Source organism: Shewanella sp. KJ2020, from assembly GCF_024197625.1.
Classification (GTDB): domain Bacteria; phylum Pseudomonadota; class Gammaproteobacteria; order Enterobacterales; family Shewanellaceae; genus Shewanella.
This window is the reverse complement of sequence record NZ_JAKUKD010000008.1, coordinates 18,893-31,782: the sequence shown is the minus strand read 5'-3', so window position 1 is coordinate 31,782 and position 12,890 is coordinate 18,893. Positions and strand designations below refer to the sequence as shown.

At 46.8% G+C, this 12,890-nt stretch carries 8 protein-coding genes; 5 read left to right on the top strand and 3 right to left on the bottom strand.

Annotated features, from left to right (window positions below; genetic code table 11):
• The first annotated feature begins 157 nt into the window (after positions 1-157).
• A complete protein-coding gene (locus tag MJO46_RS04360) occupies positions 158-637 on the top strand; it encodes an acyl-CoA thioesterase (RefSeq protein WP_007647435.1) in 480 nt (159 codons plus the stop codon).
• A 304-nt stretch (positions 638-941) separates the two neighbouring features.
• Positions 942-1,817, top strand: a complete 876-nt coding sequence (locus MJO46_RS04355; protein ID WP_253988269.1) for an NAD(P)-dependent oxidoreductase — start codon at positions 942-944, stop codon at positions 1,815-1,817.
• 165 nt (positions 1,818-1,982) lie between these two features.
• Here the strand turns inward: MJO46_RS04355 and MJO46_RS04350 are convergent, their stop codons facing one another.
• Positions 1,983-2,831: a D-hexose-6-phosphate mutarotase gene (locus tag MJO46_RS04350; RefSeq protein WP_253988268.1), complete on the bottom strand. Its 849-nt coding sequence runs from the start codon at positions 2,829-2,831 to the stop codon at positions 1,983-1,985.
• 246 nt (positions 2,832-3,077) lie between these two features.
• Here MJO46_RS04350 and MJO46_RS04345 point away from each other — a divergent pair, with 246 nt between their 5' ends.
• The 3 genes from MJO46_RS04345 (at position 3,078) to MJO46_RS04335 (ending at position 8,737) form a co-directional block, all read left to right on the top strand.
• Positions 3,078-4,868: an acyl-CoA dehydrogenase C-terminal domain-containing protein gene (locus tag MJO46_RS04345; RefSeq protein WP_253988267.1), complete on the top strand. Its 1,791-nt coding sequence runs from the start codon at positions 3,078-3,080 to the stop codon at positions 4,866-4,868.
• A 294-nt stretch (positions 4,869-5,162) separates the two neighbouring features.
• Positions 5,163-7,376: a TonB-dependent receptor gene (locus MJO46_RS04340; RefSeq protein ID WP_253988266.1), complete on the top strand. Its 2,214-nt coding sequence runs from the start codon at positions 5,163-5,165 to the stop codon at positions 7,374-7,376.
• A gap of 242 nt (positions 7,377-7,618) precedes the next feature.
• Complete coding sequence (locus tag MJO46_RS04335) at positions 7,619-8,737, top strand: patatin family protein (protein WP_253988265.1); 1,119 nt, start codon at positions 7,619-7,621, stop codon at positions 8,735-8,737.
• Between the two features lie 196 nt (positions 8,738-8,933).
• On the opposite strand, the gene asnB is transcribed toward MJO46_RS04335, so the two are convergent.
• Both asnB and MJO46_RS04325 read right to left on the bottom strand, forming a co-directional pair.
• Positions 8,934-10,598, bottom strand: a complete 1,665-nt coding sequence (asnB, locus tag MJO46_RS04330; protein WP_253988264.1) for an asparagine synthase B — start codon at positions 10,596-10,598, stop codon at positions 8,934-8,936.
• Between the two features lie 564 nt (positions 10,599-11,162).
• On the bottom strand, positions 11,163-12,839 hold the full coding sequence (locus tag MJO46_RS04325) for a M28 family metallopeptidase (RefSeq protein ID WP_253988263.1): 1,677 nt from the start codon (positions 12,837-12,839) through the stop codon (positions 11,163-11,165).
• Between the last annotated feature and the right edge of the window lie 51 nt (positions 12,840-12,890).

Below are 12,890 nucleotides of genomic sequence, written 5' to 3'. Positions count from 1 at the left end.
AATGAAAAATGCGCCGTAGGGCGCATTTTTTATGGGTTAAACCGGATTCTTTGGCAAGGCTAATCATAATTATCTTTACGCTAAGGGGTATTTCTATCGTAAACTCAGCTTATTGCACGAAAACATTAGCCACAGAGGCTAAATAAGTTGAGGTTATATGGCTGGTATCGATAGACAGAGTACCCTGAGATTTTTGTCAGAGCCTGCGGATGTCAATTTTGGTGGTAAGGTCCATGGCGGCGCGGTGATGAAGTGGATCGATCTCGCGGCCTATGCCTGTGCCGCAGGTTGGAGCGGTAAATATTGTATTACCGCCTATGCGGGCGGTATTCGTTTTGTGCAACCCATTTTAGTGGGCAACATAGTCGAAGTCAGCGCTAAGGTGATTTATACGGGTAAGACCTCTATGCATATCGGTATCGATGTACGGGCGGGCGATCCTAAGGTTTCCGAGCGTCATCTCACCACCCACTGTATTGTGATCATGGTGGCGGTGGATGAAAACGGCCAGCCTACACCCGTGCCTGAGTGGATACCACAGACTGAACATGATATTCATTTGCGGGATTCTGCGCTGCGCTTGATGGAAATGCGTAAAAAGATTGGCGCCGAAATGGAAGCCCATGTGGTGAAATAGCACCATAAATTAAATCAACAAAGGCGCTTATGGCGCCTTTGTTGTTTCTGCCGAAAAGTGCGTTTGCCTCTCGGTCCGATTTCAACCTGACGCTATGTGGGATGAATGTTAAACTGCGCCATTATTTTTACTGTCCATTGACCTAAATTAACATCCTCAATTGAACCTATAGATTGAAACACTCATTGGCACTTTTTTAGTATTTGTGATTGAGGTTTAGCGATAACATATTGGGCAGACAAAACACGACCGATTCAACAATTTCTAATTGATTTACCCTGTTTACCTATTTGAGGATCACTTCATGGCAAAAGTCGCATTTATTGGTTTAGGCGTAATGGGATATCCCATGGCGAGGCATTTACTGAACAAAGGCCATGAGGTCACTGTTTATAATCGCACTTTTGCCAAGGCGCAAACTTGGGTCGACACCTATGGCGGACGTTGCTGCCCAACGCCCAAAGAGGCGGCAATAGGCCAAGATATTGTGTTTACTTGCGTGGGCAATGATAACGACCTGCGTGAAGTTGTATTAGGCAGTGATGGCGTTATTCATGGGATGGAAAAGGGCACTGTGTTGGTTGACCATACCACGGCTTCGGCCGATGTCGCCCGTGAGCTACATAAAGTCTTAGCCGAAAAGGGCATTGATTTTCTCGATGCGCCCGTGTCTGGTGGTCAAGCGGGCGCCGAAAATGGCGTATTGACTGTGATGGTTGGCGGCGATGAAGCTGTGTTTGCCCGGGTTAAACCCGTGATTGAAGCCTTTGCCCGCTGCGCCGAGCGTTTAGGTGAGGTTGGTGCTGGGCAGTTAACTAAGATGGTGAATCAAATCTGTATCGCGGGTGTGGTGCAAGGTTTGGCGGAAGCATTACAATTTGCCCGTAAAGCGGGCCTCGATGGCGAGAAAGTGATTGAAGTGATCAGTAAAGGCGCGGCGCAGAGCTGGCAAATGGAAAATCGCTACAAAACCATGTGGGGCCAAAGCTATGATTTTGGTTTTGCCGTCGATTGGATGCGTAAAGATTTAGGCATCGCCCTAGAAGAAGCTCGCCGCAATGGTTCACACTTGCCATTAACCGCGTTAGTCGATCAATTTTATTCAGAAGTGCAGGGCATGGGCGGTAACCGTTGGGATACGTCTAGCCTGTTAGCGCGCCTAGAGAAATCGGCGAAATAAGCTTATAAAAACTCAGATTTCGCAGTGATAAAATGCCCAGTCCCGATTGCGTTGGCAAATAGGACTGGGCATTTTTGTTTGTATCGTATTTTGACTAGGATTTAGAACTAGATATTAAGCTCTAGATTTTAAGCTCTAGATTTTAAGAAATAGGATATAAAATCGTTAGTCTTTCCAGCGAATATGGGTCACTAAACTGTGGGTTTCACCGGGGGCAAGCACGACTTTATCTTCTAATACATTGGCCGCTTCTAGGCAGACCATGGCCAGATAATCTTCTGGATTAAACCGGCCAAGGCGTTGTGACTTTTCAATCCATGGATTCCATAATACGGCGGATTGGCTGTTCTCGCGGCTGACTTCAATTATCCCCTGCGGCGTATGCAATAATTGCACAGGGCCGAGTTCGGTATAAACACGATCCGTTTCGCGATCAAAGCGCACTTCATCCGTGGTTTGTGGATAAGGCCCCTCGGCAAATTCGATGTATTTAGCGCCACTAAAACCGCTGGCTTTGAGTTGATGGATATCCTCAATCGGGAAATAAGTGTGCAGCGCCTGGGTCAGCGTCACGGTTTCATCTCCTAGGTTGGTATTTACAAGGCTAATGCTTAGGGTATCACCTAGGGTGAATAACACGCTGACCTCAGTGTTATGCGGCCAATAGATTTTATCTTGTTCACTGATTTTTAAGCTAAAACGTAAATCCACTAACTGATTACGCATCTCGACCGATTCCAGTGCCCAAATGCGGGTACGGGCGAAACCGTGTTGGGGGAAGTTTGCTTCACTACTCATACCAAACCATGGCCAACATACGGGTACACCGCCACGGATCCCATTACCGGGTTGATAATCGTCTGCCGATGAAACCCATAGCAAAGGTGGTTTGCCTAGGGGCTGAAAATAGTCTATTTGCGCGCCCTGCAAAAAAATTCTTGCCTGACATAAGGCCGTGTTGACCTCGACATAATCGAGCTCGTTAGCGTGCTTTTTAGTAGTGACAGAACCCATAGTCGCAATATCCTTAACTCTGCTGCATATCAGAAAAACAGGCAGTTAGCTTACAAAGTTTTCCGCGATAACATAAGGCTTTGTTGCGATCAATTTACGGTTTCGCTGTTTGATTGTGTAAACAAAAGTCACTGTCCTTAGGTTCTAGTGCTTCCTTTTTCAACAGATTTAGCTAAAGTGGTCAGAGCACCGAAGTGGTCAGATCACTTAGTTGAGTTGCAGTCTAACAAGAAAAGGGAAGCGATTATGCCAGTTTATCAAGCGCCGCTGCGCGACTATCAATTTATCCTCAATGAAATGTTACATATTTATCAGCAAGATGCACTTAAGGGATTCGATGAAATCGACCCAGACCTTGTCGATGCGATCCTGCAGGGTATGGCCGACTTTAGCACTGAAGTCATGCTGCCGCTTAATAGTGTCGGCGATCTGCAGGGCTGTAAGTTGGTCGATGGCAAGGTGGTTACACCTGAGGGTTTTGATAACGCCTATCGGCAGTTTGTTGATAATGGTTGGCCGACGCTTACCTGCGATCCCGAATTTGGCGGCCAAGGTTTACCCGAAGTGGTGGGAATTTTTGCCACTGAGATACAAACGGCAACGAACATGGCCTTTGCTATGTATCCGGGTTTAACCCATGGCGCCTATGCCGCCATTCATGCCCACGGCAGTGATGCGCTCAAGCAAAAATATTTAAGTAAACTGGTCAGCGGTGAATGGACTGGGACAATGAATTTGACCGAGTCCCACGCCGGCACCGACTTAGCCTTATTACGCACCAAAGCCGTGCCAGTCTCTGACGGCGTTTTTGCTATTACCGGTGAAAAGATTTTTATCTCCTCAGGCGATCATCAACTTACAGACAACATAGTGCACCTGGTATTAGCTCGTTTGCCGGATGCGCCTGAAGGCGTGAAGGGAATATCTCTATTCGCTGTGCCGAAAGTGCTAGTAAATAGCGACGGCAGCCTAGGCGCGCCGAACACTTTATACGCTAGCGGCCTTGAACATAAGATGGGCATTCACGGTAACTCTACCTGCGTAATGGTGTTTGAAGGTGCATTGGGCGAGCTTGTTGGCGAGCCGCACCAAGGACTGCGCGCCATGTTTACTATGATGAACCAAGCGCGTTTAGGTGTGGGCGTACAAGGGCTGGGTGTGTCTGAGATTGCCTATCAAAATGCGCTGGCCTATGCCAAAGACAGATTACAGAGCCGCGCTTTAAGCGGTGCCAAAGCCCCCGAAAAAGCCGCCGATCCGATTTTGGTTCACGGCGATGTGCGCCGCATGTTGCTGTCGCAAAAAGCCTTTAATGAAGGCGCAAGGGCTTTAGTTGGACAACAAGCTTTGTGGCTTGATGAAGCCGAGCGCCATACCGATCCTTCCAAAGCGAAAGCGGCATCTCAATTAGCGGCACTGTTTACGCCCGTAGTAAAAGGTTTTATCACTAACCGCGGCTTTAATGCCTGTGTCGATGCACAGCAAGTGTTTGGCGGACATGGTTATATCCATGAGTGGGGTATGGAGCAATTTGTGCGTGATAGCCGTATTGCACTGATTTATGAAGGCACTAACGGCATTCAGGCATTGGATTTAGTGGGTCGTAAGTTGCTTAGCGACCGCGGCGCGGCGATGCAGCAATGGTCGGTTTTAGTGACTGAGTTTATTAAGTCACATAGCACCAATGCGGCGATGCAACCTTATGTGAGTGGTTTAATGGACTGTGCGGGTGATTTGCAAAAGGCTAGCGGTTATTTAGCTGCACAAGCTGCGACCAATCCTGACATTATCGGCGCAGCCTCTATGGCTTATCTGGAGTTGTTTGGCGTGACTGCACTGGCGTGGATGTGGGCCAGAAGTGCCGCGGTGGCATTAGCGGCGTTGGAGCAGGGCACCGAAGAAACCGCGTTTTACCAAGCTAAATTGAAAACCGCCGATTTCTATATGGCTTACTGGGCGGTACAAGGTCGCAGTCTGCGTAAGCAAATCGAGCAGGCGAGTGAGATGCTAACATCGCTTGATGAAAGTATTTTTTAACTTAGCTTTGTTAAACCATCTTCAGAGCCAGCATTAGCATGCTGGCTTTTTTATTGGCGGCTTTATAGGTTGTTTTATTGAGAGTTTCACTGACTTTATATAGATAAGGGAGAGATTTATCCGTGGTGAGAATGGAGCCGCTAAGGCTAACCCTGTCTTTACAATTGTAACAAAATCCTGTGTATGTAAATTTAAATGAGAATCATTGTCATCTTTGCATCAAACTTTATAATGACGACCAATTAAATATGACAAGGGTAAACCGCTGGTTTGCTCAATATGCCGGGGTATTTTGTGAAATCTCGTTTCGCCTATTCATTAATCGCACTCGCTTTAGCTCAACACTCTTGGGTGTTTGCCACTGAAAAACCATTAAAAAATGACATCGACCCTAGCTCGGATACGGTTCAGTCTGATGTTATTCCTGCTGATGATGCCTCTGAACCTGACGCTAAGTTAGTGACGCCCGAACGCATTGCTGTCCATGGCCGCGCAATGCAAATGTACGTCGATAAAGAAACCACGGTTGGCACTAAGACGGCCATTAATGTGATGGAATTGCCGCAGTCGGTGCAAGTGCTGACCGAGCAATTAATCGTCGACCAAGCCGCGCGCAATATTACCGATTTATACCGCTCTATCGCGGGCGTGAGTGAGTTTAGTTATTCCGGCGTGACCTTTCGCGGTTTCCGCGACGATGCCAACGTTTTTTATGATGGGGTAAGGGGCGATCCCTATTCGGGATTTTCTGTGCCGCAACTCTTTAACGTGCAGCGGGTTGAAGTGTTAAAAGGCCCTGCATCGGCACTCTATGGCGGCGGAGAACCCGGCGGCATGATCAACTATGTCACTAAAAAACCGACCTTTGTTGAGAGTAAAGAGCTGAAATTAAGCACGGGTAGCGAGGATATGATAGGTGGCTCGCTGGATTTAACCGGCGGTCTTACTCAAAATCTCGCCTATCGCTTTGGCGCCTATTATCAGCAGGAAGATAGCTTTCGCAATAATGCCGATAGCCAAAATGCCGAAGTGGCGGGTGGGTTACTCTACGAAATCAGCGATGATACTAAGCTCACCACCACCTTCGATATTATTAAGCAGGATTTAGGCGGCAATCGACTGCGCGGCGTTCCCGTCGATGATGCGGGCAATTTCCTTGTCGCTCCTTCCTATAATGCCAATGAGAAGAGTGACTTCCAGAAGATGAATGCACTGGTGCTGCAATCGATTCTCGATCATCAATTTACCGATAACTTCTCGGTCAAGACTCAGGTCCGCTATCTGAATAATGATTCGGATCAGCAATACCATGAATCGAGAGGTTGGGTCGATGTGAATGGTGATGGTAAAGCCAATAGTGCAGATGGCACCATTAAGCGAGAATACCGCGTACAATCAAGGGCTAATGATGAAATCAGTTTAACCAATGATTTTGTCTACGCTTTCGATGCCTTAGGTTTTGAACATGAATTCCTGTTTGGCGGCGATTACCACTATGTGGAAACCGAGTATCACTACAAGCTCGCGACTAGCAAGGAAGGTGTGGGTAATCTCAATATCTTTGAGCTGAATTACGGAGAAACTAATCCGAGTACTTATCAATTAAAAGACATGGATACCGACGGTACCCGTGCTAACCGTTATGGCATTTATGTACAGGAACATTTGCACTTTAATGAGCAGTGGTCATTGATTGCCGGTCTGCGTTTCAGCCAGTTTGATGATTACGATAAAAAGACCGGTTTCTCCTTTAGTGATAATGCGATAACGCCAAGGGCTGGGCTGAATTATCGCCCAATCGATTCAATGTCCTTTTATTTGAATTACTCAGAAAGTTTTAATCCAGCGTCATTATCGGACCAAGAGGGTATTCAAAGTGACGGTGCACTCGATCCAGAAACCGGTAATCAAATTGAACTTGGAATGAAAAACGAATGGCTTGATGGTCAGTTTATGACCACGCTAGCTGTGTATCGCATTGAAAAGCAAAATGTTGCCCAAGCTAACCCTTTAGATACTGGCGATGACGATGGTATTCCCGCTTTGCTTAATTTGGGGGAAGTAGAGAGTCAAGGCGTTGAATGGACGCTGGTGGGGGATTTAACCGATAACCTGACCGTCACGGCAAACTATGCCTATAACGAGACCGAAGTGGTTAAAGGAGTCACGAACGATAGCCTAACCAATACCTTTGATAGTAAACATTTTGCCAATACACCGCGTCATCAAGCAGGGATATGGACCCGTTACGATATCAATGCACTCGATTCGGCGATTGCCTTTGGCATGGATTACGTCGGCGAGCAGTACAGCCTCGATGGCCAAACGGTGAAGCCACATACGATTTTTGATATGAGCTGGACGACCCAGTGGGACCAAACTCAAGTCCGCTTAAATCTTAAAAATATCTTCGACAAAGAGTATGCCGTCAGTGGTTTTAGCGAGCGTAATGGCCATTTCCCCGGTGAGCCGCGCAATATCACCCTTGAACTGAGTCATAAGTTCTAATGCATTGATGTGAAAAGAGCTTGTTCGTTAAGGATGATGAACAAGCTTGAACAAATGGGTCAATCTTGCGCGAATAATCCCCCGTTGCTCTGCCAGTATTCGTGCCTTTAGCGCGGATTAGTCCAGTTAGGCTTATCATCTTAATAGTGTTTTCCTATTAAGATAATAGTTTCTATCCGTTATATTTTCTCATCCAGCTTGTTTAGACTCGCCTTATATGAATTATTCGATAAGGTTTTCCTATGCACGCCGTCAGCCACTTAGCCTCCAAATACGCTCAATCTAACGCTAGCCCACAGGTAGCCCTGATTGCAGAGGGTGGTGGTCAGCGCGGCATTTTCACCGCAGGCGTGCTAGATGCTTGGCTTGATGGCGGATTCGATCCCTTTGATTTATTTATTGGTACTTCGGCAGGTTCGCAAAATTTAACCAGCTTTTTAGCCAGACAAAAGGGTTATGCCAAACGCTTGATCCGCGGTTTATCGCGCCATAAACGCTTCTATCGACTCGGTCGCGGGTTAGTCGGCGGCAATGTAGTCGATTTAGATTGGTATTTTGAGCAGACACGACAAGGGATGTTCAAATTAGATCTTAATGCGGCGACGGCCTCACTCGGTCATCGGCAGTTACTGATCACAACGACGAATGCCAATGATCGCAGGGGGTATTTTTTAAGTCCAAACAGTAAAAGCCAGTGGCGCGAATTACTTAAAGCCTCTAGCGCATTACCATTTTTGTATAAACAAGGGGTGAAACTCACGCCTTGGCTAAATGACAATGCCTGTAATAGTGACAAGGCTGCTAATAACGGCGCGGCTAATCATAGCGCCTCTAATCACGGCACAGCATTAAGCGAAGATATCGATAGTGATTTTTACCTCGACGGCGGTTTAGCTGCGCCTTTACCTGTGCGTGAGGCCTATCGTCGTGGTGCCCGCAAAATTGTGGTGATCCGTACTGTGAGCGAGGATTTTCAGGCGCAATCGGCTTGGGTGCATAAGCTAAAATCGTGGATTTGTGTTTCTGGTTTTTGCCCGAAAACCATAGATTACTTAGTGCAGCACGAACAAGCCTATCAGGATGAATTGGACTTTATCGCTAATCCGCCTGGGGATGTGGAGATAGTGCAGATTTTTGCTGCTGAAAATTTGCAGAGTAAATTGCTCGGCAGTACCGATGCGGATTTACGCCATGATTATCATGAGGGGCTGAGTGCTGGAAAGCAGTTTTTAAGCTTAGATCCTATGGTGTTGACGCAGAGTAATGCTTATTTTCAAACTCAAGTGCAAACCAATGCGCATACTCAAATCCATAATCAAGCTCACTCTCAAATCCAGCCATTCAGTGCGCTGTCGGCCTAGTTTGGTATTTTAGCTAAGTCACCATTTTGTAGGCGAGTAAGCAATAAAAGTAAACAGCATCAAAATACAAGCGCCACCCTAGGGTGGCGCTTGTGGTTGGCTGTATTAGCCAGTTTATCAATCTAGCTGATCCACTTAGCTTTTTAATTTAGCGTATTAACCTAGTTTATCAACTGAGCACTTTAACGTTAGGTCATTAATAACTTGCGGTGTGTACTGAACGTACTGCTCGGCCCGATGGGTCGATAATGCCGCGTAGGCTTTCGTCCCAAGCCAGTGCTTCTGGCGTTGAACAGGCGACGGATTTACCGCCTGGAACCGTTTCAGCGGCGCCGCTCAGTGGATAATGTTCTTCAAAGAAGCAGCGATAGAAATAAGCCTCTTTGGTTTCTGGCGTGTTGTATGGGAAACGGAATTTGGCGTTTGCCAGTTGCAAATCATCGACCTGCGCCGCCGCATGTTCTTTCAAACCGTCAATCCAAGAGTAGCCCACGCCATCACTGAATTGCTCCTTCTGACGCCATGCTACTTCCTTTGGCAATTTGTGCTCAAAGGCTTTACGCAGAATGTGTTTCTCGATACGACCATCCTTAGACATTTTCGCTTCTGGGTTGATGCGCATCGCCACATCCATAAACTCTTTATCTAGGAAGGGCACGCGGGCCTCTAATCCCCAGGCGGCCATGGCTTTGTTGGCTCGCAGGCAGTCGAATAGATGCAGCTTATCGAGTTTGCGGACTAATTCCTCGTGGAATGCCTGTGCGTTTGGCGCTTTATGGAAGTATAAATAGCCGCCAAATAGCTCGTCAGCACCTTCTCCAGATAACACCATTTTAATGCCCATAGCTTTGATTTTACGCGCCATTAAATACATAGGTGTGGCGGCGCGTATGGTGGTGACATCGTAGGTTTCTAGGTGGTAGATCACTTCTTTAATCGCATCTAAGCCTTCTTGGAAGGTAAAGTTGATCTCATGGTGAATAGTGCCAATGGCATCGGCGACTTTTTTGGCGGCGATTAAATCCGGCGCACCCTTAAGACCGACTGCAAAGGAGTGTAGCTGCGGCCACCAAGCGCCCGTTTCACCATCATCTTCAATACGGCGCTTGGCAAAGGTTTGAGTTATAGCTGAGATAACCGATGAATCTAAGCCACCCGAAAGCAACACACCATAGGGCACGTCAGACATTAATTGGCGTTTAACCGCCGCTTCTAATGCATCACGCAATTCTTCTTGGCTGGCTGGGTTATCTTTAACCGCATCATAGCTTTGCCAATCGCGAGTGTAGTATTTAACGGCTTCACCATCCTTTGAATAGAGATACTGGCCAGGTTGGAATTCTTCTACGGTTTTACATACCGGCATCAGGGCTTTCATTTCCGAGGCAACATAGAAGTTACCCGCAGCGTCACGGCCTGTGTATAGCGGGATGATACCCATGTGATCGCGGCCAATTAGGTAGCAATCTTGGGCTTTGTCATATAACACAAAGGCGAAGATACCGTTTAATTTATCAAGAAATTCAGTGCCATATTCTTGATACAGCGCCAGAATGACTTCGCAGTCAGAGTTGGTTTGATAGCTGTATTTATCACCTAGCTGGGCTTTGAGTTCTTTATGGTTATAGATTTCGCCGTTGACCGCGAGGATCAAACTGCCATCTTCAGTCAGCAGCGGCTGGGCACCGTGTTCAATGTCAACAATCGCTAAACGCTCGTGGGCAAGAATCGCCTTATCACTGGCATAAATACCTGACCAGTCAGGGCCGCGGTGGCGCATTAGCTTAGACATTTCCAGCGCGACTTGGCGCAGTGCTTTGGCATCGGATTGGATATCTAAAATCGAAAAGATTGAACACATAGTACAACTCCCACACTGTCTGTCATTTGAGGATGTCTCAATTGAGGTTTAATGTGCCAGCAATTTAGCGTTTTGCCAAACACTGTTTTTAATGTTTTATCTGTTTATTGGTGTTTTTATTGATTTAGCTGTTTGTTTTTAACGATTTTAATTGAGAATAATTCATTAAATTCGAGTTATTTTTGATGATTTGCTTTTATTGTTTGATTTGGCGCGAAGAGTTTTGGGGAATTCACAATGTGTTTTAAAAAAGTGCCGATGAGAGAAAAACTGCGAAAAAGATCGTAAATGTCGAGCCCACAGGTTTAAGTGTTTTATTTTTAATCAGTTAATCCGTCGAGTTTGATATCAAAAGCTGACATAAGCCTTTTCATAATGACGCGGTGGGATAGGAATTTAGTGATAACTGCGTTTTTGTGAACTGAAAACAAAAAAGCACGTGAATGGTTCACGTGCTTTTCGATCTTGTTAGGCGTTTTGCCTTGTAGGCTGAGATGGCGCTTTATTTCGCAGGCGCCAATAAGAGACGACTAACCGAGCAGGCTTTAGCAAAAAGTCACTGAACTATTTGGCAGCCGTTTCTGACATTGTTTGGGCAGGGCGCAGGCTATTAAACTCTGTGCCTTGATAGTACCCCGGCCAGGCTTGGCTGTTGCCCAAGGTGCGCGTGACCTGATAGTAGACTTCTAGATCCTGAATCGCGCCGCTTAAATCCCAGTCTTCACGGTATTCATCGCAGACATTGTGATAACAGCCCTTCATTGTGGCTTGCATCTGGGTTTTATAGGCCGCAGTGGCTTCATCAACGGGGTCGCTACCGCCGCCGGCAAATACCGCTGGCACGCCCAGTTTGGCAAAGCTGAAATGATCTGAACGGAAGAAACCACCCGAAGCGGGATTTTTCTCACCCATGGCGATGCGGTTCTGTTGTTTGGCTGCATCGATAAGGTAAGTTTCTAACTCGGATTTACCTTTGCCGACAATGGTAAAGTCCTTGGTTTTGCCATAGATATTGGTGCTATCGAGGTTTAATACCGCCACGGTTTTATCGATAGGATAAAGTGGATTAGCGGCATAATAACGTGAACCGAGTAAACCTTGTTCTTCACCTGTGGTGGTAATAAAGGTGACCGAGCGCGCTAAACCGTGGCCTTGTTTGGCATTGTCGGCTAATTGTCTGGCGATTTCTAAAATGCCAGCAATGCCCGATGCGTTGTCCATGGCACCGTTATAAATTTTATCGCCTTCTTTACTGTCATCTTTGCCAATATGGTCCCAGTGGCCAGTAAACAGGATCTGCTCGTCAGCTTGTGTGCTGCCGGGGAGTGTGGCGACCACATTGTAGCTATTGGCGTATTCGGCTTTGTTTTTAAAGGCGATGTTGGCCGTTTGTTCAAGGGGTAAATTGATTGGGCTGTCGGCGGCGCGCGCCATTAAGTTCGGCAGTGATAAACCTGCTTTATCAAACAGTTGAGTAGCGGCATCTAAGCTTAACCAGCCTTCAACTTGTACTCGGCTATCCTGTTCGGCTTTACTTAGCACCAGATCTTGCTGTGGCCCAGTCCAACTATTTTCGATTACGGACCAAGGGTAAGAGGCGGGCTCAGTATCATGGATAATTAATGCGCCGAGTGCACCTTGGCGGCTCGCTTCTTCAAACTTGTAGCTCCAGCGGCCGTAATAGGTCATGGCTTTGCCGTTAAACTTCCCTGAGTCTGGGCGGGCAAAGCCGGGATCGTTGACTAAGATCACCGCGATTTTGCCTTTCATGTCGAGATCTTGGTAATCATTCCAATCATATTCGGGTGCATTTACTCCATAACCAACGAAGACTAATGGCGCGTTTTCAATATTTACACCACCGTTATCATGGCGGCTACTGAGCACCAGATCTTTTCGGTATTGAAAGGGTAATCCTGCCAGCGTGACTTGCTGAGCTTCATCTGCGGTATAGCTGACCATAGGCACAGGTTGTAAAAAGCTGCCTTGATACGCGCCCTTGAGCCCCATCTCTGTAAAGGCTTTGCTTAAATAGTCCAAGGTGAGTTTTTCACCCTGAGTGGTTGGCGCACGACCTTCAAATTCATCGGATGACAGGGCTTTAATATCATTTCTAAAGCGCGCTTCATTAAACTGCACGGGCTTGAGTTCAGCCAAGGTGCTGTTGCCATCGGGTTTCGATGCATTCGGACTACAGGCACTGAGCATAGCCAGCGCACAGAGGGGATACAGACGTCGCATAGGTTAATCCTACTGTTGTTTTAATTAAGGAATTTTAGATTTCTGTTAATC

Excerpts from the sequence above, each read along its gene's own strand:
- MJO46_RS04360 (WP_007647435.1), top strand. The coding sequence starts at position 158 with ATGGCTGGTATCGATAGACAGAGTACCCTGAGATTTTTGTCAGAGCCT.
- MJO46_RS04355 (WP_253988269.1), top strand. The coding sequence starts at position 942 with ATGGCAAAAGTCGCATTTATTGGTTTAGGCGTAATGGGATATCCCATG.
- MJO46_RS04350 (WP_253988268.1), bottom strand. The coding sequence starts at position 2,831 with ATGGGTTCTGTCACTACTAAAAAGCACGCTAACGAGCTCGATTATGTC.
- MJO46_RS04345 (WP_253988267.1), top strand. The coding sequence starts at position 3,078 with ATGCCAGTTTATCAAGCGCCGCTGCGCGACTATCAATTTATCCTCAAT.
- MJO46_RS04335 (WP_253988265.1), top strand. The coding sequence starts at position 7,619 with ATGCACGCCGTCAGCCACTTAGCCTCCAAATACGCTCAATCTAACGCT.
- asnB (WP_253988264.1), bottom strand. The coding sequence starts at position 10,598 with ATGTGTTCAATCTTTTCGATTTTAGATATCCAATCCGATGCCAAAGCA.
- MJO46_RS04325 (WP_253988263.1), bottom strand. The coding sequence starts at position 12,839 with ATGCGACGTCTGTATCCCCTCTGTGCGCTGGCTATGCTCAGTGCCTGT.